The sequence below is a fragment of the Bacteroidota bacterium genome (assembly GCA_016213405.1).
In the GTDB taxonomy this organism is placed as follows: domain Bacteria; phylum Bacteroidota; class Bacteroidia; order Palsa-948; family Palsa-948; genus Palsa-948.
This window is the reverse complement of sequence record JACRAM010000012.1, coordinates 27,401-51,648: the sequence shown is the minus strand read 5'-3', so window position 1 is coordinate 51,648 and position 24,248 is coordinate 27,401. Positions and strand designations below refer to the sequence as shown.

Here is a 24,248-nt window from a genome sequence, read left to right as displayed (position 1 = left end):
TTATTCTCCAAAATATTCTACATAATTATTTTCCGTTTCTTGGATTTTTACACAGTAAAGTTCGCAGCCAAGTTTTTTTATGGGTGATTCAATCTGTTTCCAGATTTCCACAGCTAGATTTTCAGTGCTGGCAAGTTTTCCTTTCATGAAATCCACATCAATATTCACATTTTTGTGATCAAGCTTTGAAATCACTTTTTCACGTATAACATTGCTCACGCCAGATAAATTCGTTACAAAACTTGTATCCGTATTTTGTTTTCCCTTCACTGTTACAAATAATTGGTAGTTGTGTCCATGCCAGTTTGGATTAGCGCATTTGCCGAACACTTCAACGTTTTTCTCAGCAGACCAATCCTCGCGAAACAATTTATGCGCTGCTGAAAACTGCTCCCTGCGAGTGATAAATACCATCTTGATTTTTTAGAACTGCAAATATAGAAAAGTACAGATTCATACTGATAGAATGAGTTCAGACAGATAAAATACATCAGTATATTTGACAAATGAAAATCCTGCTTGTTTCTGCAACCAAATTTGAGATTACTCCTCTGCTGAAAAAGTTCAGAAAAATTTCTGCTAAAGAAAATATTTCATCTTTTCGGTTCGGGGAACAATCCATTGACGTTTTGATTACAGGAGTTGGAATGACCGCAACGGCATTTCATTTAGGAAAAATTCTGAATAAAAAATATGACTTGGCAATTAACGCTGGGATTGCAGGAAGTTTTAAAAAAAATATTCCACTAGGAACCGTTGTGAACGTAACAAGTGATTGTTTTGCAGATTTGGGTGCGGAGGATGGCGAAAAGTTTTTGGCACTGAAGGAAATGGGAATGCCGGAAGTCAGAAGTCAGAAGTCAGAAGTCAGAAGCGATAAGATAAGAAGAGTTTTATCTGTTCTTCCAAAAGTAAAAGGAATTACAGTCAACACGGCTCATGGAAATTCTGTCAGCATAAAAAAGGTTATCAAAAAATTCAATCCTGATATTGAAAGCATGGAAGGTGCTGCTTTTTTTCTTGCTTGCAATCATGAAAAAATTTCCTGCGTTCAGATTCGAGCCATTTCAAATTATGTTGTGAGAAGAAACAAGAAAAACTGGAATATTAAACTTGCTGTTTCTAACCTTTCAGCTGCTCTTGAGAAAATATTAAGCGATATTCAATGAAGTCCGGATTTTTTTTGCTCTGTTTTCAACTTTCTTCTTTTCTTTCTATCTGCTTTTCACAAAAATCAATCGAAGACTCGCTTTTAACTGCTCTTGGAAATTCGAATGAAGATACTGGTAAAATCAGTATTTTATTGCAGCTATTTGAGAATTGTGATGAAAAGAATATGCTTAAATATTCTGAAGAAGCATTGCGGCTTTCGGAAAAACTTTATGACAAAAGAGGAGTTGCAAGTTCGCTGAATAATTTGGGATACGTCTATGCCAATTTTGGGAAAATGGATGAAGCGTTGGAATATTACTTAAAGAGTATGAAAATCTGGGAGGAGTTAGATGATAAAAAAGGAATTGCAACCGCACTGAATGAACTGGGATTTATTTATGATGCAACCGGTCGAAGAGATAAAGCGCTTGAGTCGTATGAAAAGAGTCTGACAATCAGAATGAAGCTTGGTGATAAAAAAGATATTGGATATTCCTTGAATAATATCGGGGTTGAATATAAAATCATGGGAAACCTTGATAAAGCACTCGTGTATTTTATGCAAAGTCTTGATGCATGGGAGAGTGCAAAACATATAGAAGGTATTTCGACTGCATTAAATAATATTGGGTTTTGCTATTACATCAAAAATAATTTACTGGATGCCCTGCAGTATTATCACAAAGGGTTGGAACTGCAAAAAGAGATTAGAAATATGTTTGGAGTTGGGAATTCGCTTAACAATATCGGAGCGGTATACCATAAGCTTGGCGATGAAAAAAAAGCAATTGAATATTCTGAAGAAGCGCTAAAAATTGCACAGGAAAATAATTATCCTGAGTTTATTGCAAGAGCAGCAAAATTACTGGCGGACATTTATTCTTTAAAGGCTCAGAAAGCTTTTGGTCAAGATGTGGGCAGCTGGAAGAAAGCATATGAATATCATAAATTCTATTCTGAAATGAAGGATACATTGTTGAATCAGGAATCCTCTAAACAAATCACCGAAATGCAAACCAAATATGAAACGGAGAAAAAAGAACAGCAGATTGCTTTATTAAATAAGGATAAAGAACTTCAGGACGCACAAATGAATCGCCAGAAAATAATAATCTGGTCAGTGGCAGCAGGATTATTAGTTGCTTTGATTCTTTCAGTATTTATTTTTCGTGAAAGAAGAAAATCTGAAAAACTTCTGTTGAACATTCTTCCTGCTGAAACAGCGAGAGAATTGAAACAACACGGCAAAGCAACGGCAAAACATTATGAAAATGTAACAGTAATGTTCACTGATTTTAAAAATTTCACTGACATTTCCGAAAAACTTTCTGCAGAAGAATTGGTGAGCGAGTTAGATTTTCTTTTTAAGAAGTTTGATGAAGTAATTTCCAAATACCCAATAGAAAAAATAAAAACCATCGGAGATGCGTATATGTGTGTGGGTGGATTGCCGACAGCAAACACAACGAATGCGATGGATGTTGTGAAAGCAGCGATGGAAATACAAAATTGGATGAAAGGACAAAGTAATAAATGGAGCCTTAGAATAGGAATTCATACAGGTTCTGTTACAGCTGGAGTAGTTGGAGATAAAAAATTCGCTTACGACATTTGGGGAGATACAGTTAATACAGCGAGTAGAATGGAATCATCAGGCAAAGCTGGAAAGATTAATATCTCAGGAACAACTCAAGAGTTAATCAAAAATAAATTCAGTTGTCAATTCAGAGGAAAAATTCCTGCTAAGAACAAAGGCGAAATTGAAATGTATTTTGTGGAACAAAATTCTATTTAGTATTCGCAAACTCAATCACACAAGTCCATTTTTCTTTTTTGTGCGGCTGAATGGAAACTCCTGCGTACTGCAGGTTTTTATCCATTATGGTTTTTCGATGTTCAACAGTTCCCTGTCCTTCGTCAATCAGCAAATGCATAACGATTGAAAGCGCCTTGTCAAATCCGTAATCGCAATTTTCAGCAGTGGAAGAATAAGTTTCTTTAAATTTTTTCATTCGGAAATCATAACTTTTTCCATCCGAAGTAAAATGCCCGAGATTTCCTTTTTTGCCAGTATCCTTTGCATGGTCAACTGCTTCTTCAGTCAAATCCTGTTTTACAGTGAGAACATCCATGGGCTTGTATTTTACCTGCAAATCATTCTTTAGCGAACTTGCGAATGAAGTGAATTTTGTTTTGGTGGAATCCATGTATTTCTGAAAATAGGTTTTGCAGAAAAGTTCAGGTTTCATGCGTACGAGATTCATATAGTAAATCACTTTCTTTTCTTCAGCCGTATAATTTATTTCATCTTTTGCTGTGTTTGCTTTTTCAAGTGTGGCTGCATCCCATTTTGAAAATGGATAATCTTCGCATGGTTTTCCAAATGAGAAGAGTAATATTGTTGCTGACAAAAGGGGAAATATTTTTTTCATAGATATGTTATTTTATTGAATATACTTTTTCTCCGTTCAAATATGTTGCCAAAACTTTCACATTTGGCACTTCATCAATATTTATTTTCATAATGTCTTTGTCTAATATTACAAAATCGGCAAACTTGCCGGGCTCAAGGCTTCCCTTTTCCTTTTCTTCGAAGTTCGCATAAGCCGCCCAAATGGTCATACCTTTCATAGTTTCTTCTCTTGTCAGCGCATTTTCCATTTGGAAACCTCCTTCGGGAAATCCTTTCAAATCTTTTCTCGCAACCGCAGCATAAAATGTGTACATGGGATTAATATTCTCCACAGGGAAATCTGTTCCAAGCGCAATCATTCCGGCTGCTTTCAATAAATCTTTATAAGCATAAGCGTATTTCACACGTTCTTCTCCCAATCTGTCTTTTGCCCAGTACATATCGGAAGTTGCGTGGGTAGGTTGGATAGAAGGGATAAGACGGTAATCTTGCTTTGCAAGTGAATTTATTTGTGAAAGCAATTTTATATCATTTGCTGCCGTGACTTGAAAATGCTCAATTCTCCATCTCATATTAAGGAGGGAATATTTAAACTGAAAACAATATTTCCCATACGTATTAATTAATAATCTATCTGCAGAGTCGCCTATACAATGTGTATTCATCTGAAAACCTTTATCAAGCATTGTCTGTGCCATCTCTTTAAAATATTCCGGTTTGCTTAATAAAAATCCCCGCCAACTTTTTTTATCAGAATAATCTTCCAACAAGCAAGCGCCACGAGAACCAAGTGCGCCATCGGCATAAAATTTAAATGAGCGTACGTTTAATTTTTCTGTTTTATAAATTCCATGATCCAAATAGTAATTCAGATTTTCTTTATTGTCGGTGAGCATAGCGTACACACGCATTTTCAGTTCGCCTTTTTTTTGCATTTCATCCATCAAATCCACAATTTGTTTTTCAAGACCAGCATCATCAACGGTTGTCAATCCAACTGCAAAACAATTTTTCTGAGCAGCAAGTAATGCGTCTCTTGCTTCAGGTTTGCTTTCTGTAGGAATTTTATTAGCAACCAAATCAACGGCATTGTCAATTAAAACTCCGGTAAGATTATCGGTTGATTCAAGTTCTCCTTTTTTAGCAAACCCGCTTTTGTAATGCTCAATGCTTCCACCATCAATTTTTGTATTGTTGGTGATTCCTGCTCTGCGCATGGCTTCGGAGTTTACCAGCACTGCATGACCGTCAATGCGTTTTAGAAAAACAGGAGTATTCGGAAAAAGGGAATCGAGTTTATCTTTTGTGGGAAATTCTTTTACTTCCCAGTCATTCTGATCCCAACCTCTGCCTAAAATCCATTCTCTTTTTTTGGTTTTTGAAAAATCTATAACACGCTGAATAACTTCATCAAAAGATTTTGTTCCTACAAGATCTGCCTGATTCAGCCCTTTTCCATAACTATAAAAATGACAGTGTGCATCAATGAGTCCTGGAAAAACCGCTTTGCCTTGCGCGTCTATTTTTTCTCCATCGTATTTAGCAAGGATGGAATCATTTGTTCCTACTGCAATAATTTTTCCATCCTTCACCGCGAAGCATTCGGAAGTTGAAAAAGATGAATCAACGGTGTAAATAATCGCATTGTGTACAATCAAGTCAACTTTTTCTTTTTGAGGAGATGAACAGGAAAAAAGAAATGTGGCAAATGAAACAAGGAATACAATTATTTTCATCAGGAATTATTTCTGTTTACAATATAAGCATTTGCCTGTGCGGTTGGAGTAATCACCACATCATTAATGTTTACATGAGCAGGGCGAGAAGCAGTCCAGAAAATTATTTCAGCGATGTCTTCGGCAGTTAGCGGATTTATTTTTTCATAAGTTTTTTTTGCGCGGTCAGCATCTCCTTTAAATCTCACAAGTGAAAATTCTGTCTCCACTAAACCAGGAGCAATGTTCGTCACGCGGATTCCATGTTCGAGCATATCAATGCGCATACTCTGGCTGAGCGCATCCACGGCAAACTTAGTGGCACAGTAAACATTTCCTTTCGGGTATGCCTGTTTGCCCGCGAGTGATGCTACATTTATTATATGTCCTTTTTCGTTTTCAATCATTAGCGGTGCGATGTGGCGCGTTACATATAAAAGTCCTTTCACATTTGTGTCAATCATTTTTTCCCAATCTTCAATATCTCCTTCTTGAATCAGTCCAAGACCTGAAGCAAGTCCAGCGTTGTTGATGAGTACATCAATTTTTTTCCACTCTTTAGGAAGCAATGAAAGATTTTTCTGAACTTCTTTCAGATACCGGACATCAAAATTAAGCGCAAGAACTTTTACTTTGAATTTTTTCTTGAACTCATCGGAAAGTTTTTCCAATCGGTCTTTTCTTCTGCCTGTAATAATTAAGTCATAGCCGTTCTTCGCGAAAATTTCTGCAGATGCTTTGCCGATACCCGATGTTGCTCCTGTGATGAGTGTAATCATGCTGCTGTTTTATTTAATTTGCTATTCCTGATTCCAAATGAAAAATAAATTACCAATCCAATTATCAACCAAATCATAAATCCGAACCAGCTTGAAAGCGGAATTTGTGCCATCATGTAGAAACAGAAAATCAATCCGAGAACAGGAATGAGTGAAAGATTCTTCGTAAAAGATAAAACCGACATTATTAAAGCAAGAATTAAAAATAACCACATAGGGATTTTATCTTTGAAAGAACCCCAATCACCGAAGGAAAGAAAATTATCCATCCAATTCTTCGCGTAAATAAAAACCAAAACTCCGGAGAGAACGGATAGAGCAGGCATGATGAATTTTGCGTTCAGGTATGGAGTTTTGAATTTTCCCTTTGGTGCTTCAGGGTTATTCCGGAGTTTCAGGACGCCTGCACATACAAGCACAAACGCAAACAAAGTTCCCATCGAGCAAAGGTTCAATACTTCTTCACTCGGAATAAATAAAGTAGGAATAGCAACCACAAATCCAGTTACGACTGTAGCAAAAGAGGGAGTTTTATATTTCCTGTGAATCTTTGCGAATTTTTTTGGCAACAATCCATCGCGGCTCATGCTCATCCATATTCTCGGCTGACCCATTTGAAAAACGAGAAGCACGCTCGTCATCGCTATTACTGCGCTTACAGCAATGATTCCTGAAAACCAATGCATGTTCAATCTTCCGAAAACAAAAGCAAGCGGATCTCCAACAGCAAGTTGGTCGTACTTCACCATTCCGGTGAGAACGAGCGCCACTAAAATATAAAGTATAGTACAAATAATTATGGCATACATCATTCCTCTCGGCAAATCACGTCTTGGATTTTTACATTCTTCGGCAGTAGTTGAAATCGCATCAAAGCCGATGTATGCAAAAAATACAGAGGATACTCCTTTAAGAACTCCCCCCACACCATTCGGTAAAAATGGATTCCAATTTTCAGTATCTACATGAAATATTCCAACGGAAATCACAAGTAGAACTACACAAAGTTTTATTACCACCATTGCATTGCTTGCATTGCGGGTTTCTTTGATTCCGATATAAACCAACCATGTGATGAAAATAATTATTGCGATTGCCGGAAGGTCTGCAATCAGATGAAATCCACCCATGGATGGAGAATTCACCCATGCGTTGTATCCTGTTTGCATGCTCGTGGGCAACTGAGTAATTGTTTTTCCTATTGCGAGAGAATCTGTTGCAGATTGAAAATGACTTGAAGCAGAAACATAATCAATGCTTGCCCATTCCGGGACATGAAAGCCTTGTATGGAGCCGATATGAATGGAATCAAGAAGACCTGTAAAATAATCCGACCAGGAAACTGCAACTGTAACATTTCCCACAGCATATTCCATAATGAGCGCCCATCCGATAACCCATGCGATGAGTTCTCCGAACGCAACGTAAGAATAAGTGTAAGCGCTTCCGGAAACAGGAACCATCGAAGCAAATTCAGCATAGGCGAAACCGGCAAATCCGCAGGCAATCGCTGTGAAGGCAAAAAGAAAAATTACTCCTGGACCCCCGTCAGCGCTGGCAGTGCCAATGGTGGAAAAAATTCCTGCTCCAATTATGGCGGCAATTCCGAAAGCTGTTAAATCACGAACACCAAGATGTTTTGCGAGTGAAACATGTTCGGCATCTGATTCTCCTGCTTCAATCTGCTTAAGAATACCTGAAATTGATTTTTTTCGGAATAAGTCGGAGAAATTCATTTGGGAAAAATAAGAGAGGCAAATGTAGAAAATTTCCTATCCGATAAATTTTTTCAGAAAAGGAAACTTATGCAGGAGTTTTTCTTTGTCAAGTAGTAAGAGAAAAGTAATTAGAAAGAAAGGAAGTGCAGGAATTTTATACCTGACTACGGCTCCCAGAATAGGTGTTGTTAGTCCGATTAATGCAAAAAGTAAAACGGTTATGCTAAAACAGAAATAAATCATGTTCCTATTTTGAATTTTCCGAGAAACGAATAACATGCAAATGAAAATAAATAATAAAATAAAAATATTTTCTATGGCAGAAAAAATCATCAACGGGTTTTTTGCTTCAAGAAGATGTGGTCGAAATGCTGTATTGAAGAAAGCAAGCGGTGCGTTTTTGATAATGCTTGGAATGGTGGGTTCTATAAGAGGAATTTTAATGTAACTCCCTGCGGCCGGCTGGTCATAGAAAATCCAATAAGTAGAAGTGTCAGAGGAACTATGCACATACATTGAATCAAGATGAGTTGTTAAATTCCATGATGTATATGCAATGCCCGGAACTATTTTGCAGAATCCGGGATTATTTTTCAGGCGGATAATACGTTTTTCAATATTCGGATATATGTAAACAAATTTGTTCAGTTTCTGATTTCCCAGATAGCTGCCTCCTTGCGCCATATAAATTCCCTGCCGCTGCTTTTCCATCAGCATAAAAGGAAAATGATATTTTGGAATCACTAGCCCAATGGAAAAATAAATAATCAGGACGACAGCATATTTTATTTCCGAAAAACGATTTTTTGTTTTTACAACCCATGTATGCGCTATGAGAGCGGGGAGAAGAACAAGCAGGATATAAATTTTAGTAATAGATAATAAAAACAAAAAAATAAATACCAAACAAAGTCGTTTGGCAGAAACTCCTTCTTGAATGAATTTTTGATAATGGTAAATGACCATGCCTAAAAAGAACACAATCAAACCTTCTTTCAATACGCCAGAACCCCAGAAGAGAACGGAGGGTAAAAGAAAAATAGCAGCGAATAATTCTTTTTTCTTATTTGAAAGAAACGAAGAGAATGATTTGTAAATTCCCATCAACCCTGTGAGCGATAAAAAACAAATGAAAACTGTATGAACGTGGTAGTTGCTGAATGAAAAAATATCTACCAGTGCGTTGAAGCGGATTAACGTTCTGTTTTCGTCATACATCCCTTGGTTAAATGGTCTTGTCCAGTGACCCATATCATCATTATAATAATGCAACAAGGATGCATCAGGAATGCCCAAAAGCATTTTGAAATAGTCCAGCGGCTTAGAAAAAAGTGCATTATACATTACTTTGCCGTCATCAAAATATTTAAAGATGTCTGCAGTTAATCGATCGGGATAAATGCGTGTATACACAAGCCATAAAATAGTTCCGGCAACTATTTTTAAAAGAAAAACAAAAACAATAATTTTTCTTGAAATAGATTCATCCCTGAAGAAGTTTATTTTCCAGATAAGAAAAATAAACAGTACTGTGTAGGTAATTGCAAGAAGGATTCCAAGCATAAGACAAAGATAAGAGAGAAGATAATGTGAGATTGAAAAAGGAAAATCAAATGTATTATTCGTAATTCGCCTATATTCGTAATTCTTAAAACCATGAAAAAGGTTATTCTTTCCGTTACCAACGACCTCACTTCAGAACAGCGTGTACACAAGGTTTGTATGTTTCTTTTAAATCTTGGTTTTGATGTAATGCTTGTCGGCAGATTAAGGAGAAACAGTTTTCCCTTAGAAAATCGCCCTTATAAAACGAAACGTTTGTTTCTTTTTTTTGATAGCGGGCCAATGTTCTATGCTGAATATAACCTGAGATTATTTTTTTACCTGCTTTTTCATAATGCGGATGTTTTAGTCGCAAACGATTTGGATGCGCTTCTTGCAAATTATCTTGCATCAAAATTTAAATCAAGTAAACTTGTTCACGATAGTCACGAATATTTTACGGGAGTTCCCGAGTTGGAAGGAAGAGCTTTTGCGAAAAAAACTTGGAAAAGGATAGAGAGAAGGATTTTTCCAAAACTGAAAAGCATTTATACGGTGAATGATTCCATAGCAAGATTATATAAAGATGCATACGGTGTTGATGTCAAAGTGGTCAGAAATTTTCCATTGCTCATAGAAAATGAAGAAAGAGTTTTGAAAACAAAAAAAGAATTACAGCTTCCTGAAGAAAAAAAAATAATTCTTTATCAGGGTTCGGTAAATGTGGACAGAGGGCTGCTCGAAGCGGTTGAAGCTATGCAATATGTAAATGATGCCGTGCTTTTGATTGTCGGTGATGGAGATATACTTGAAAAAGTAAAAGCAAAAGCTTTACAATTAAACCTAAATGAAAAAGTTCTTTTTAAAAAGAAAGTGCCATTTGATGAATTAAAGCATTATACCAGACATGCAGATCTGGGAATTTCTCTCGACAAAGACACGAATATTAATTACAGATTCAGTCTCCCGAATAAGATTTTTGATTTTGTCCATGCAGGGGTTCCTGTACTTGCTTCCAATCTTGTTGAGATCAAAAAAATAGTTGATAAACACGAAATTGGAGAGATGGTTGAAAATCATAACCCTAAACACATTGCTGAAAAAATAATTTTCATGCTGAATGATTCCGAAATAAGAAAAATGTGGAAAGAAAACTGTCTTCTTGCTTCAAAAGAATTCTGCTGGCAGAATGAGGAATATATTTTGAATGAGATATATTCCCAATTTCTTTGAACACCTTCTCTGGTAAATACTTACTTTTATCCTTGACAAATTTTCTATTGCGATGCTTCTGAACAAAACCATCACTTTAACATCTTTCATATTCGTTATTGGAGTTTTTTCTTTTGCTCAAAAATCACGAATAGATTCTCTTGAACAAAAACTTAAGATTGTTCAAGAAGATACCGGTCGCATCAACACTCTTCTTGAAGTTGTTGCAATACTAGTTGATGATAACACTACAAAAGCTGAATCATACATTAAGGAAAGCTTAGCACTTTCTGAAAAATTATCTTTTAAAAAAGGAATAGCTGAGAGTAATTTTTATCTCGGAAAATTGTCTGAAAATAATTCGAAATATGGCGAAGCGATTTCTTATCTCAATAAAGCTCTCAAAGCCTATAATGAAATCAATGACAAGAAAAATGTTTCCTCCACGCTGAATAAAATCGGTGATATATACTGGTGGCTTTCCGATTATCAGCACGCGTTGGAAAATTATTTCAATGCACTGAAAATAAATGAAAAGTTAGGCAATAAAAAAGGAATCGCGATGTGCTATAGGAATATTGGCTGGGTGTACAATCGCCAGCAGAATTACGAACAGGCGCTGAGTTTTTTTCAAAAGTCGCTGGATTTATATCGGGAAGTTAAGGACACTATTCAAACTGCTATTCTCTACAGCGATATGGGTACGCTCTATGGCTACAAGAAAAATCATAAACTGTCTCTCCGTTTTTTTCTCAGCGCTTTGGATGTTCTGAAAAATACAGGTAAACGAGAAGGCCTTGCCATCCTTTACGCAAATCTCGCCATTGCCTATTCAAATAATCATGACCCGATTCTTGCAAAGCAATATGTCCGCAAAGCGTTTGCGATTTTTTCGGAGGCAAATCAAAAAGTGCGGATTGCGGAAACGTATACAACTTTTGGAGATATTTTTTTAGAAGAAAAAAATTATGATTCAGTTTTGTATTATGCGGAAAAGTCCCTGATGTTTGCCCGGGAAGTAAATTACAGGGCTCAGGAAAAAAGTTCTTACAACATTCTGGCAAAAGCGTATGCTGGTTTGAAAAAATATAAAGAAGCGTTTGAATACAATCAGAAATATAACGATTTGAATGACAGCTTAACTTCAGAAGAAAGTATTAAGCAAGTGAGTGAAATGCAATCGCTCTATGAAACCGGGAAAAAAGAACAACAAATCGAATTACAAAATTTAGAAATAGCAAAACAGGCATCTGACATCAAACTTCAACGCGTGCTTTTGTTTTCATCTCTTATCGGAATGATTATTTTCCTTGCGATGGCATTCATGATTTGGAAGGAATACAAAGCGAAGAAAAAAACAAGCGAGGAATTAGCTGTGCAGAAAACAATTGTTGACCTGAAAAACAAAGACATAACCGATAGCATCAACTATGCACAGAAAATTCAGGAAGCAGTTTTCTCCGAAAAAGAAATTAAATACAGATTATTTCCTGATGCCTTTGTGTATTTCAAACCCCGTGATATTGTTAGTGGCGATTTTTACTGGTTCGCTGAAAAAAACGGAAAACGATTTATCGCTGCGGTGGATTGCACAGGACACGGGGTGCCTGGCGCATTCATGAGCATCATCGGCAATCACCTGTTGAATGAGATTGTCCTTACGAACGGAATACTTCAGCCTGCAGAAATATTAAATCAGCTTCATAAAGGAGTTCGTAATGTTCTCAAACAGGAAGAGCAAAAGAAACAAGCAGATGGAATGGACATAGCACTTTGCTGTTTTAATGAAAATAATAGTATAGAATTTGCTGGTGCTCACCGTCCACTGTATTTGGTTTCGAATGGCACACTCAAAGAAATTAAAGCTGATAAATTTCCCATAGGAGGTGTGGAAGCAAACGAGGACAAAAAATTTACAAATCATACTTTGAATCTGCAAAATGGAGACGTGATTTATATTTCTTCCGATGGTTATTCCGACCAGTTTGGAGGAACGAATGGAAAAAAACTCATGAGCAAAAATTTTAAAGAGCTTCTGCTAGCCAATGCTAATCTCACAATGCCAGAACAGGAAAAACTTCTTGACAATACAATTGAAAAATGGAAGGGAAGCCGTGAGCAGGTGGATGACATTCTGATAATCGGAATCAGAGTATAATATGTTAGTAACTGGTGTGAAGTTTTATTTCCCAAAATTTTATATTTGGCTTTTCAATTTTTGGAATCAATAACTATGTCAGCACTTGTGAAAGAAAAAGAAATTGAAGTAACTGTAGAAACAGCAAAAGAACTCGGACTTCTACCTGAAGAATTTGAAAAAATAAAAAAGGTTCTTGGCAGAAACCCAAATTTTACGGAGCTCAGTATTTATTCCGTGATGTGGAGTGAGCATTGCTCTTACAAAAATTCTATTAAGTGGCTGAAAACACTTCCGCGTGAAGGCAAAAATTTGCTGGCAAAAGCAGGAGAGGAAAATGCTGGATTGGTTGATATTGGAAACGGGCTTGCCTGCGCGTTCAAAATAGAATCACACAATCATCCTTCTGCGATTGAACCCTATCAAGGTGCGGCAACTGGCGTAGGAGGAATCAATCGCGATATTTTTACCATGGGCGCGCGCCCGATTGCACAATTAAATTCTTTGCGCTTCGGAGATTTACAGCTCGAAAAAACAAAGTGGCTGGTGAAAGGTGTTGTGAAAGGGATTGGTGATTACGGAAATGCTTTTGGAATTCCTACTGTTGGTGGGGAAGTTTATTTTGACGAATGCTACAATGTAAATCCTCTTGTGAATGCGATGAGTGCTGGAATTGTTAAAGTGGGTGAAACTGTTTCTGCGACATCGCATGGAGTTGGCAATAAAATTTACATCGTTGGATCCGCTACAGGCAAGGATGGAATTCACGGTGCTGCTTTCGCTTCAAAAGACATTACAGAAAATTCTGCTGATGACTTGCCTTCTGTTCAAGTGGGAGATCCGTTCCAGGAAAAAATTTTATTGGAAGCATCACTTGAAGTGGCGAAGACAGGTGCACTCATCGGAATGCAGGACATGGGTGCTGCGGGAATTACCTGCTCCACTTCTGAAATGTCGGCAAAAGGAGAACATGGAATGAAAATTTATCTCGACAAAGTCCCGCTCCGCCAGCAAAATATGGCTGCATGGGAAATTCTTCTCTCGGAATCGCAGGAAAGAATGCTGATGGTAACAAAGAAAGGAAAAGAAAAAATTGTTGAGCAGATTCTTGACAAATGGGATATTCCTTACGCTGTAATTGGAGTTGTTACGGATACAAAAAGGTTAGAATATTTTCTGGATGGAGAGTTAATTGCAGATGTTCCTGCTGAGTCGCTTGTGCTTGGTGGAGGAGCTCCTGTTTACTCGCGCGAATCAAAAGAACCCGCTTATTTTTCCGAGGCGAAAAAGTTTTCTGCAGAAAAAATTAATGAGCCAAAAGATTTAATAGAAGCAGGAAAGTTTTTGCTTTCTCATCCGAATATTTGTTCCAAGCGCTGGGTGTATCATCAGTATGATTCGATGGTAGGCACGGTGAATCAAAGTACCAATTCTCCATCTGATGCTGCGATTGTTAACTTGAAAGAAACGGAATGTGCGCTTGCGTTTAAGGTTGATTGCAATTCAAGATATGTTTATGCCGACCCTGAAATGGGCGCAGCCATAGCAGTTTCAGAGGCGGCAAGAAATATTGTCTGTTCTGGCGGAGAACCACTTGCGATTACAAACTGTTTGAACTTCGGCAACCCGTACAACCCAGAAGTATTTTGGCAGTTTGTGAGCGTGATAAAAGGAATGGGAGAGGCTTGCAAAAAATTTAATACTCCTGTTACTGGGGGAAATGTAAGTTTCTATAACCAGTCGTCTTATGAAGGACCTGTTTTTCCAACGCCTGTAATCGGAATGCTTGGAATACTTGACAAGAAAAATAAAATGACTCTTGACTTTAAGCAGGAAGGAGATTTGATTTATCTCATAGGAGAAATGCGTGATAATATTTCCTGTTCTGAATATCTTTATTCTTACCAAAAAGTGAAACTTTCTCCGGCTCCATATTTTAATTTGGAGGAAGAATTCAAAGTTCAAGAAGCTGTGAAAGAAGTGATAAAGAAAAATCTTATTCAATCAGCACACGACATTTCTGATGGTGGGTTGTTTATCACACTTGCAGAATCCTCTATTTACTCAGGGTTCGGATTTGACATCAGCACCGATGAATCCATCCGCACAGATGCTTTTCTTTTCGGAGAAGGGCAAAGCAGGATAGTAGTGACGGTTCGTCCTGGAGATGAAGACAATTTTCTTCATGAAATGATGGAACGCGATGTGGATTTCAGTTCTCTCGGAACGGTGATGGGAGATGAAATGGTGATAGATGAAGAAATATTTCTGAAAGTTGAAGAAGCAAAAAATTTATACAACATTTCGCTGGAAAATCTATTGAAATAATCTTGAAATATTTTTTTAAAATATTATTTCTTCTATTTTTATTTTTTATTTTTTCTTTTTTAATTTCCTTTTCCCAGGATACTCCTTCTTCTCTTTTAAAATCCGCCAAACAGAAAGAAGAGGTAAAGGACTTCAAAGGAATGGTTGAAGATTGTTCTAAAGCAATTTCCCTGAAAGCCGATTTTGACAGTGCCTATTGTTTGAGAGGACTTGCGTATCTCAAAACAGGCGATATGAAAAATGCATCTTCCGATTTTAACAAGGCAGTAAAGATTAATCCGAAATATTCTGATGCACATTCATTCAGAGGAATTCTAAAAGCATCACATGAAGATTATATAGGAGCAGTAAAAGACTTAAGCCGAGCGATAGAACTGAATCCTACGAATCCAAAATCATTTTATAACCGGGCCATTGCAGAGGCCTATATGTCGGATTACGCAGATGCTGTGGAAGATTTAACCGAAGCAATAAAATTAAAACCTGATTATATTGAAGCGTATTACAGCCGCGCCTACTGGCAGGATGTGAGCGGAAGCTATTACGAGGCAATTGATGATTATAAAAAAGTAATTGAATTGAATCCAAAGCATATTGAAGCGTATATCGGCATGGCAACCGTGAAATACATGAACAATGAAAAACAATCCGCCTGCGAGGATTTAAAAAAGGCAATTGAAATAGGAAGCATCAAGGCGGAGGAACTCAGTAATATATTTTGTAAATGAGTGCATTAAATAAATATTTATTTCTTGTTTTCTGTTTCATCATTCTTAGTTCTATTTCTTCTTTAGCGCAATTAGCCATTACTCCCTCTGTAACAAATGCAACCTGTCCTGATTCATCAAATGGAAGCATATCTGTTATTGTTTCTGGAGGCACAACGCCTTATACATATCAGTGGCTTCCTGATTTGCAAACAACTTCTTCTATAACAGGAATTTCTCCCGGAACTTATTCTATTACGGTAACTGATAATATAGGAAGCAGTTCAACAGCATCTTATGTAGTAGGTCCGACACCTTTTGCTGACAATGCAGACATTCAATCGCCCTTTTGTACAAGTAACGGTCATATTGTTCTCATTCCAATAGGAGGAACTGCACCTTATCAATTTTCATGGAGCACAGGCAGTACAAATCAAAGCATCACAAGTATTGGAGAAGGAGTTTATTCCGTAGTTGTTACTGATGCAAATAATTGTTCTGTTACATATTCTTACCCGCTTACAGAAACCGAATGTTTTGTAACTCCTGAACCGTACTTCACTCCGAATGGGGACGGAATTAACGATACTTGGTTTATTTCCAATGCACAATATTTTGATAATGCCCATGTGATTGTTTTTGACCGTTGGGGAACACGCGTTCATGAACAACGCGGTACCTATGAACCATGGAATGGAAAAAGTTATCTTGGCATTTCCGTTCCTGTTGCTGTATATTATTATTTCTTTTATCAGGAAAAAGATGACAAGCAAAAAAATTCTAAAAGCGGAAGCGTAACCATCATGAGATAAAAATGAAATCATGAAGTATAAATTAATTATTATTATTTGCTGTTTGCCATATGCCATATGTCATATGCCATGTGCCATGTCTCAGCAAACTCCTCAGTACACACAATACATGCTCAACAATTACGGCTTGAACCCCGCTGCATGCGGAATTTCAAACAACAAAATTGAAGTGCTTGCAGGTGTGCGGAGGCAATGGGTGGGTTTTCCAAATTCTCCCACGACTTCTTTTTTTAATTATAATATGCTTGTTGGCAAGAAAGCAAGTTTCAGCCGTGGATTTCACGGAGTAGGTGCTTATTGGCAAGGTGATAATATGGGAAACATTATTAAGACAGATGATTTTTATGGCTCTTACACATACCACTTGCGCCTGATGCGATTCGGCTACATTGCATTTGGACTGGCAGCAGGAGTGAGAAGGTATGGTTTTCGAATAACAGACATTAATGACCCTGCCCTCAACAGCAAAAACCTATGGCTTTATCCTGATTTTATTCCTGGCGTGAAATTTTATAACAGCACATGGACGTTTGATTTGTCAGTAAAGCAATTGTACAAATACAAAGTGAAACAGGGAGGAAACAGGGTGGGTTCTCCGGCAAAACTTCCTCCTCATCTTTATTTTACTGCTTCGCGCAAGTGGTGGGCGCGACCTCATTTGCTTGTTATGCAATCTCTTCATCTGAAATATAATTTCTCCTCTTTGCCATCGACAGATTACAATATGCTCGCTTATCTGAATAAAAATTTTGCTGTAGGAATATCTTACCGCCATCTTGATGCAGTTGCAGGCATCGTGCAGTTCCGCTATGATAAATTAGTGATTGGCATTGCCTACGATTACACCATTGCGCCTTACCGGATTGGGTTTGCAAACTCGCAGGAACTCATGGTCGGGCTTTCTCCTTCCCCTTATTATGGCGGCAGCGATCAGGGGGGAGGGCATTACCGCACAGCCGAGTGTCCGACATTTCAGTACTAATTGTAACTCGTCATTGCGAGCGAAGCAATCTCTTTAATGAAAAATTTTCTGAAAAAAATCTGGCGTTTCTTTCTCAGATTTCTGAAATGGTTTTTCATCATCAGTGTGGTGTCGGTAATTTTATTCCGGTGGATTCCGATTCCATACACGCCTTTCATGTTGGTGCAATGCGTGGAGCAAATGTTTGACAGCAAGCGCGAGGTAAAACTGAAAAAAGATTGGGTTTCGTTGGAAGAAATTTCTCCCAACCTCCTATTAGCAGTTGTTTGTTCTGAAGACCAGAATTTTTTGGAACATAATGGTTTTGATTTTGACGCGATAGAAAAAGCTGTGAAGCATAACAAAAATCACAAGCGCAAGCGCGGAGCCAGCACCATCAGCCAGCAAACGGCAAAAAATGTTTTTCTCTACGATGGCAGAAACTGGATTCGAAAAGGATTTGAAGTGTATTTCACTTTCATGATAGAACTTTTCTGGAACAAGGAAAGAATAATGAAAGCCTACCTGAATGTGATTGAGTTTGGCGATGGAGTGTATGGAGCCGAAGCTGCCTCGCAGGAATTTTTCCACATATCTGCGAAAAAGTTATCGCGTGAGCAGGCAGCTTTGTTAGCGGCTGTTCTCCCTGCTCCTAAAAAATTCTCTGTAAAAAATCCTTCACCTTATGTGCGAAGGAGGCAGCAATGGATTTTAGGGCAGATGGAAAACTTCGGGGAGTTAAAGTTTGATGAAGAAGAGAAAGAGAAAAAATAATTATTCTGTCACCAGTTTTAAAATCTTTTCACTCTGTTCGTTCTTTAATTTCAGAAAATAAATTCCACTGGCTCCACTCAAGTTTACAGTTTCTTGTTTGCTGTTTGTAGTTTTGAAAAATATTCTTTCTCCAAGAACATTATACACTTCTAAGTCAACCGTAGACCGTAAACCATAAACAGTAAACTCCCCGTGAGAAGGATTCGGATAAACCTCCACCGACAACTGATTGCCGATAACCGGTTCCAATCCTGTATTCTGCACACACGTCCATGTGGAAGTAAATCCAGCATTGTTCACAAATGGATCAGAAACAAAATGAACGGTGAGTGCACCACCTGTTGAATTGATTGTTCCCGGAGAAGTTGTGCCTGTGTATCCGCCAATCAAAGGAGAAGCAGTTGAAGTTCCATCATGAATGTATAGAGAATCATAACCATTTTCCAAATCAAAACTTGTAAAATTTATTGAAACAGAAGTGGCAAACACAGGCGCGATGGTATACGTGTAATCTTCATTCCCTCCATAGGAAGCAGAGGGTCCTCCTGAATCATCCAATGTTCCTGAGCAGACTGTATCAGTAGTTGCACAAACTGGCGTAGTGAAACTTGTCCCGTTTGTATAGGTGCTTCCATTCCATATTCTCCAATAGTAAATTGTATTGGGTTTGAACTGCAGATAATTGGTCGGCACATTAATATTTGCAAACCCGCCCGGACACCCGATTGTAGTAATCGAAGAAACATCCTTGTTCCAGAAATTGGTAAAAGTCGGGTCGTCAGTAACATCCACAAACCATCCGTTGCCGGAATTGTTCCAGTTGAGTACAACTCCGATGCTCGGGCAATTATTTTGCGTGACAGAAAGATTTGACGGTGGAGATGATGCGCAGTTCCAGGTAGCTTTCCATCCCGAGTTAACAGTTGACCCGTCTGATTTCCAGCGAAGTGTTAGTGCTGCTCCTGTTGAATTAATTGTGCCAGGAGAATTTGTTCCTGTATAACTTCCAATTAAAGGCGAAGCGGTTGAAGTGCCATCATAAATCCAAAGAGAATCATAATTTACTTCTGTGCTGAATGAACTGAACACAAGTGAAACAGAAGTTGCTCCTGTTGGAGCAATGGTGTAAGTATATTTTTCATTGTCGTAATAATTTCGGTTGGGTCCGCCCATGTCAAAAATAGTATCCACGCAGGCAACTGTTCCGCAGTCAGAAAATTTATCTCTGATTTTATCCCAGTAATCCGTATATCCGTCATCATAACTCAACGCCCAGATGCCGATTCCTCCTATGCCAAATTGGTTCACAACATCAAATCTTTTTCCCAGACTATATCCGCTGTTGAGGAAAAGTTGCCGGTTTCCTCCATTGTTAAATGCGTAGTAAACGGAATAACTGTTTGCATCCCATTGCGGGTTGGAATAATATCCGTTTGAATTTGCTTTAACCTGGTAAAAAAAACGGGCAGAACCGGTTCCGGTTGTCGCAGATGGAATGGTCAGAGCGCTGGTCGGCCATTCTTCCCCATAATAAGGAAGCCCCAGCAAAAGTTTTGCATTCGGAACACCTTTGTTTAAATAATATGAAATGGATTTTGTATGCGTATAGTTATAAGAAGTTTGAAAATTATAAAGTGGGTCAGAGGGTCCTGCGGTGGCGCTTCCGCTGTAATAATAATCGTAGCCCATGATGATGAACAGGTCAACATAATTTTTCATGGCATTCACATCCCAAACCGCGCTCCAGTCAACGGATGGAAGGGCGATGGAAACTTCATAGTTTGGATTTGCAGCATGCATTTGATTGCATAGATCGATCATAAAAGCGGTAATGTTCGCGCTTTGTGAAGCGGGCGCTGCTTCAAAATCTATATTCACACCGTTCCCTCCGCGCGACTGCATAAGATTTATCATATTGGTAATGAAAGTCTGTTTTGCTGTAGAGTTTGTCAGGAAGGTAGCATGATTTGAAAATAGTGTTGCACACAGATGAATCTTCACTCCGTTGTTTTTCGCTGTGGTCACTGCAGCATCCGTTGCCCATCCGTGAGTGGAAATTGCGTTACCTGTAGCGGCATCTACTTCATACGAAAAATGGCAGAGGTCCGAAAGCAGATTCCACCGGTAATTGTTATACGCGCTTCCCGCCCAGTAAGGATTCCATCCGAAAACTCTTTTGTTCAGCGTGCATATCTGAGGCGTTTCATTTTTTTTAAGTTCAGAAGATTTTTCGCTCTCAGCAACTCGTAATGCATCCCATTCTTTTTCGGATGTGAAATTATATTTTGAATAGGTTTCCGACTGTTCCTGATGAATGCTCTTGTGTGTTATCTGTGAAAAACAAACTGCAGACACAAGAATAAGAACGAATAAAGTAGAAAGATTTTTCATGATATGGAATTTGTGTCAGTTAACCGTACAGGATTTTTTTTATATCCAACAGGGTAAAGATAGAAATAATCTTTATTTTTGTGTTATGTCAAAACCAACAGGCAAAGAACTGATACTGAAAGTGCTGAAGGAAAAATCTTCTCTCAAGCAGGATGTTTTTTATAAGAACATAAAAGTGTTCGAAGAAATGAAAGAAGTGATAAAAGAAGTGGTAGCTGATTTGAAACGCGATGCCGAAAAAATCGACAAGCGGATCCTCGTTGATTACAGGGAAAAAGGTCCCTATGAAATAGAACTGAAAGTGGCGGGCGATGTGTTGTTCTTTCACATGCACACAAATATTTTCGAGTTTGACAAAAGCCACCCGATGTGGAAAACATCCTATGTGCGCGACCATCCAACGCGCTCTTTTTGCGGAATGATATACATCTATAATTTTTTGGCAGATTCATTCAAATACAACCGCGTGAACGATGTGGGCTATATGATTGCCCGCCTCTTCATCAATAACGAACTGCATTATTTTGTAGAAGGAAAACGCCAGCTCGGTTTTCTCTACAACGATTTTCCGAATAAGGTTATAGACCGACAGGCATTGAAAAATATTGTTGAGTCAGCAATTATTTACGCGCTCGACTTCGATCTTTTCACACCTCCCTTTGACGAAATGCAGGAAGTAAGCGTTTCACAAATTCTGGAGACCAGCGAAAACATGCGCATTAAAACAGGCAAGCGCCTCGGCTTCCGTTTTCAGGCAGATTCAGACAAGATTGAGTAATCTGGTTCTTCCACTGCATAAGATATTTTTTTTAGTTTTGCAACCCGTTCTTTTATAGAGATTTTGTATTTGCAATATAATTCTTAAATCGCAAATCCATAATCCTAAATTTCTTAATGGCCCGTTCGTATAGGGGTTAGTACGCCAGGTTTTCATCCTGGAAACAGGGGTCCGATTCCCCTACGGGCTACTGATAAACTCTTAACTTCATATCGAAGTTGGGAGTTTTTTGTTTTATAGGGGACACTATGGGGGACACTTTTAATGACTTTAATACTCTATTTCCGTCTGTGCAGAAAGCACATTCAAATCTTCAAACTCACTTGGGTTGAGTGATTCAAACTCTTTTTGCAGAACTTTAATGTAATTCCAATTTGTTCCTGTGAGTTCCGTTGCGTTCTTGCACCAGAGAAGCGCAGAGTTATCTTTTAACGCAACTTCTACGTCTTCCCTGCCTTTCGTTTCTGCAATCCAATGTGAGCCGTCTTTTAAGACAACAATAAAATCAGGATAGTAATTTCTGATGTTTGCCAACTTATCGGTGTACTGAATACAAAATCCGAATTGCTCTGGGAGTTTTGCAAATGCTTTTACATCACCTGCGCCATGAAGAAATTTTGCAAAGTCTCTTTCGTATTCATTACTGCAAGCAACGTAATTAAATACTGTTTTCTTTGATTCATACGCCAAACGAGAGAACGGAAAAGGTGCGGTTGAAGATAGTTGCCGTTTCTCTGTTATGAGTTCGGGTGTTCTTACTTCTACAACAATATCTCGTAATGCTTTTTCAAATTCTTTTATGACTACAAAACTTGCTACGTTGCTACTCATTGCCTTTATTACATTTTCATCATTCAAATCAACTTTTTTTCCAAATGCTTTCACTTCAAAAAAATCTCTAATCTTCGGTACAAGTGAGGCAAACTGCGAAGGCAATTTAATATCCTTAGCAATCCTGCGGGCATAATATCCTATTACTTCCTCTGGAGTTTGTACAGGTGGAATGGTGTATGTACGTTCAAATAATTTTTCATCGGTTAAAATGTCTTTCCCTTCATAAATAAAAGTTTTTAAGTCCTCAATATCTTTTCCGCGCAAAGGAAGTTTTGGAATATTGAATTTTGTTACGTCAAGTTTTCCTATTTCATCCGCTAAAGATTTTTTTCTTTCAAGCAAAGGCGAAATATCGGGAATACCAATATCCATTTTTATTTTTTTTTCGTCTGCCTCAATGGTGATAATCTTTAATTTGTCTTTTCCGATGTCATAGGTTTCAAATTTTATATTCTCTAATCTTTCAAGTTCGGAAACAAAATCCATAAATGCCTTATTGCCGATAATATCTACACGCTCTTGGTAATCATCTACTAATCCCCTGAACATAAGGCGAAGTCCTCTGCCGATGGTTTGCTCTGGAAGTATGTTTGCTTTTGCTGAATAAGGGCGCAATCCTACTACTACTGTTACATTCTGCACGTCCCAACCTTCACGAAGCATTAGCACGGAAATAATTGTGTTCACAGGTGATTTTTCATCATCTACTTCACGAGCAAGTTTTCTCGCTTCTTCCAAATCCTTTTTTGATACATCCCCTGATTTATCAGTATGAATGATAAGTGTTTTATCTCCTCCAAAATGCGAAGGATATTTCGTCTTTAACCAGTCGCCAACCTCATCCGCTTCATCCGTATTGTTCATCATTACAAACAGAATCGGTTTTTTCTTTAGGGGAGAAAGTTGCTCTGTGTATTCTTTCCATCGCTCAACCCCTGCGGTTAAGAATCCTTTGTATCTGATACTTGCAGTAGTAGATTTTGCTTCATCAATTTTTGAAATTCCTTTTATCGGACGTTTAACTATTCTGTCCACTATTGCTTGTTTAAGGGGGTAATCAAAAATTGTCCAAGCGAAAAGAGAACCTTTAGAATATCGTGGAGTAGCGGAAAAATCTACTTGCGCTGAAAGTGTTTTCTTCTCGTTAAGTGTGCGGATAAAATTATTCCATTCGTTATCTTCTTCGTGTGTGTGGTGCGCTTCATCGTTCAATAGCATTACTAATCCATCGCGCTTAACTATTCTGCTTGCGAAATCGGATATTTCAGATTTGCTTGCGGGTGGTTTACTGCCGAGCATTTGTGTCATAACATCTGGCTCATCCGATTTTCCGTTATCTCTTTCATAAAATTGCTGAATGTTTGTAAGGTATAATCCGCCATCACTATTAGTACGCTCTCCATCTCCACGCATATAAAAATCAAAATTCCAAAATAGTTCAAAGTGTCGGGGATAAAGAGGGTCGGTTTTAAAAATACGTCCACTTTCAAAATCAGTTTTCAATCGGTCAAACACAATTATATTCGGGGCAATAATCAAAAAATTCTTTGCGTATTCTTTTTCATCTTCTCTTACTGCATTAAAATACTGCCAAGCGATTGCTAATGACATCACTTTTGTTTTTCCGCTGCCAGTTGCCATTTTAATACAGTACCGAGCAAAATTGTCATAAGGAGGCAAACGCAAGTCCTTTTGATTGATAGCATATTTTTCAAGCAACTCTTTTCGTGTGCGAATCTTTTTTACTTCGTAAATGTAAATCAGCGTTTCAATCGCTTCTTGTTGGGCAAGGTGATATTTAAAACGGTTCGGGTGGTCAGTATAAAACCAGTAATTCAATAGTTCTCTGGTAGTATCTGTAATCCCTTTGTAGCCGTTATCTCTCCATTTTTTTATTTCACTGCGGATTGCAGGAACACAGGGCGCAGTTGAAAGCCGTTCCTGAATATTAAATAGTTCAGGAGCGTTTGCTATTTGTTTTTTCTTTCTTCCCAT

At 38.0% G+C, this 24,248-nt stretch carries 18 protein-coding genes and 1 tRNA gene; 11 read left to right on the top strand and 8 right to left on the bottom strand.

Going from position 1 to position 24,248, the window contains the following annotated elements:
* A complete protein-coding gene (locus tag HY841_01760) occupies positions 1–414 on the bottom strand; it encodes a 6-carboxytetrahydropterin synthase (protein ID MBI4929458.1) in 414 nt (137 codons plus the stop codon).
* A gap of 92 nt (positions 415–506) precedes the next feature.
* Here HY841_01760 and mqnB point away from each other — a divergent pair, with 92 nt between their 5' ends.
* Together mqnB and HY841_01750 are read left to right on the top strand one after the other, a co-directional pair.
* Positions 507–1,169: a futalosine hydrolase gene (mqnB, locus tag HY841_01755; GenBank protein ID MBI4929457.1), complete on the top strand. Its 663-nt coding sequence runs from the start codon at positions 507–509 to the stop codon at positions 1,167–1,169.
* Positions 1,166–2,947 (top strand): tetratricopeptide repeat protein, encoded by a 1,782-nt coding sequence (locus HY841_01750; protein MBI4929456.1) that lies wholly within the window; start codon positions 1,166–1,168, stop codon positions 2,945–2,947. The genes mqnB and HY841_01750 overlap by 4 nt, the downstream gene beginning before the upstream one ends.
* Here the strand turns inward: HY841_01750 and HY841_01745 are convergent.
* The 5 genes from HY841_01745 to HY841_01725 are packed head-to-tail and all read right to left on the bottom strand — an operon-like array spanning position 2,940 to position 9,340.
* Entirely contained in the window at positions 2,940–3,584 is a 645-nt protein-coding gene (locus HY841_01745) for a CAP domain-containing protein (protein MBI4929455.1), read from the bottom strand. The genes HY841_01750 and HY841_01745 overlap by 8 nt on opposite strands.
* Before the next feature lie 7 nt (positions 3,585–3,591).
* Positions 3,592–5,301, bottom strand: a complete 1,710-nt coding sequence (locus tag HY841_01740) for an amidohydrolase (protein ID MBI4929454.1) — start codon at positions 5,299–5,301, stop codon at positions 3,592–3,594.
* The gene (locus tag HY841_01735) at positions 5,301–6,059 is read right to left on the bottom strand and encodes an SDR family NAD(P)-dependent oxidoreductase (GenBank protein ID MBI4929453.1); all 759 of its coding nucleotides are present in this window, start codon (positions 6,057–6,059) and stop codon (positions 5,301–5,303) included. Before HY841_01735 ends, HY841_01740 begins: the two co-directional genes overlap by 1 nt.
* On the bottom strand, positions 6,056–7,795 hold the full coding sequence (locus HY841_01730; protein ID MBI4929452.1) for an amino acid permease: 1,740 nt from the start codon (positions 7,793–7,795) through the stop codon (positions 6,056–6,058). Before HY841_01730 ends, HY841_01735 begins: the two co-directional genes overlap by 4 nt.
* 36 nt (positions 7,796–7,831) lie before the next feature.
* Positions 7,832–9,340, bottom strand: coding sequence for a DUF2142 domain-containing protein (locus HY841_01725; GenBank protein MBI4929451.1), 1,509 nt, complete (start codon positions 9,338–9,340; stop codon positions 7,832–7,834).
* Positions 9,341–9,433: 93 nt separating this feature from the next.
* On the opposite strand from HY841_01725, the gene HY841_01720 reads away from it, so the two are divergent.
* The 7 genes from HY841_01720 (at position 9,434) to mtgA (ending at position 18,250) form a co-directional block, all read left to right on the top strand.
* Complete coding sequence (locus HY841_01720) at positions 9,434–10,552, top strand: glycosyltransferase (protein ID MBI4929450.1); 1,119 nt, start codon at positions 9,434–9,436, stop codon at positions 10,550–10,552.
* Positions 10,553–10,604: 52 nt separating this feature from the next.
* Positions 10,605–12,689, top strand: a complete 2,085-nt coding sequence (locus HY841_01715; protein ID MBI4929449.1) for a DUF2225 domain-containing protein — start codon at positions 10,605–10,607, stop codon at positions 12,687–12,689.
* Between the two features lie 75 nt (positions 12,690–12,764).
* Entirely contained in the window at positions 12,765–14,996 is a 2,232-nt protein-coding gene (gene purL, locus HY841_01710; protein ID MBI4929448.1) for a phosphoribosylformylglycinamidine synthase subunit PurL, read from the top strand.
* 2 nt (positions 14,997–14,998) lie between these two features.
* Positions 14,999–15,724: a tetratricopeptide repeat protein gene (locus HY841_01705; GenBank protein MBI4929447.1), complete on the top strand. Its 726-nt coding sequence runs from the start codon at positions 14,999–15,001 to the stop codon at positions 15,722–15,724.
* Positions 15,721–16,515: a gliding motility-associated C-terminal domain-containing protein gene (locus HY841_01700; GenBank protein ID MBI4929446.1), complete on the top strand. Its 795-nt coding sequence runs from the start codon at positions 15,721–15,723 to the stop codon at positions 16,513–16,515. The genes HY841_01705 and HY841_01700 overlap by 4 nt, the downstream gene beginning before the upstream one ends.
* A 10-nt stretch (positions 16,516–16,525) precedes the next feature.
* Positions 16,526–17,497, top strand: coding sequence for a PorP/SprF family type IX secretion system membrane protein (locus HY841_01695; protein ID MBI4929445.1), 972 nt, complete (start codon positions 16,526–16,528; stop codon positions 17,495–17,497).
* A gap of 36 nt (positions 17,498–17,533) precedes the next feature.
* The gene (gene mtgA, locus HY841_01690; protein MBI4929444.1) at positions 17,534–18,250 is read left to right on the top strand and encodes a monofunctional biosynthetic peptidoglycan transglycosylase; all 717 of its coding nucleotides are present in this window, start codon (positions 17,534–17,536) and stop codon (positions 18,248–18,250) included.
* Here the strand turns inward: mtgA and HY841_01685 are convergent, their stop codons facing one another.
* Complete coding sequence (locus tag HY841_01685; protein MBI4929443.1) at positions 18,251–20,641, bottom strand: T9SS type A sorting domain-containing protein; 2,391 nt, start codon at positions 20,639–20,641, stop codon at positions 18,251–18,253. It lies immediately after the preceding gene.
* 85 nt (positions 20,642–20,726) lie between these two features.
* Here HY841_01685 and HY841_01680 point away from each other — a divergent pair, with 85 nt between their 5' ends.
* Together HY841_01680 and HY841_01675 are read left to right on the top strand one after the other, a co-directional pair.
* Positions 20,727–21,419, top strand: coding sequence for a hypothetical protein (locus HY841_01680; GenBank protein MBI4929442.1), 693 nt, complete (start codon positions 20,727–20,729; stop codon positions 21,417–21,419).
* A 118-nt stretch (positions 21,420–21,537) separates the two neighbouring features.
* Positions 21,538–21,609 (top strand) — tRNA-Glu (locus HY841_01675).
* Positions 21,610–21,689: 80 nt separating this feature from the next.
* On the opposite strand, the gene HY841_01670 is transcribed toward HY841_01675, so the two are convergent.
* A complete protein-coding gene (locus HY841_01670) occupies positions 21,690–24,248 on the bottom strand; it encodes a DEAD/DEAH box helicase family protein (GenBank protein ID MBI4929441.1) in 2,559 nt (852 codons plus the stop codon).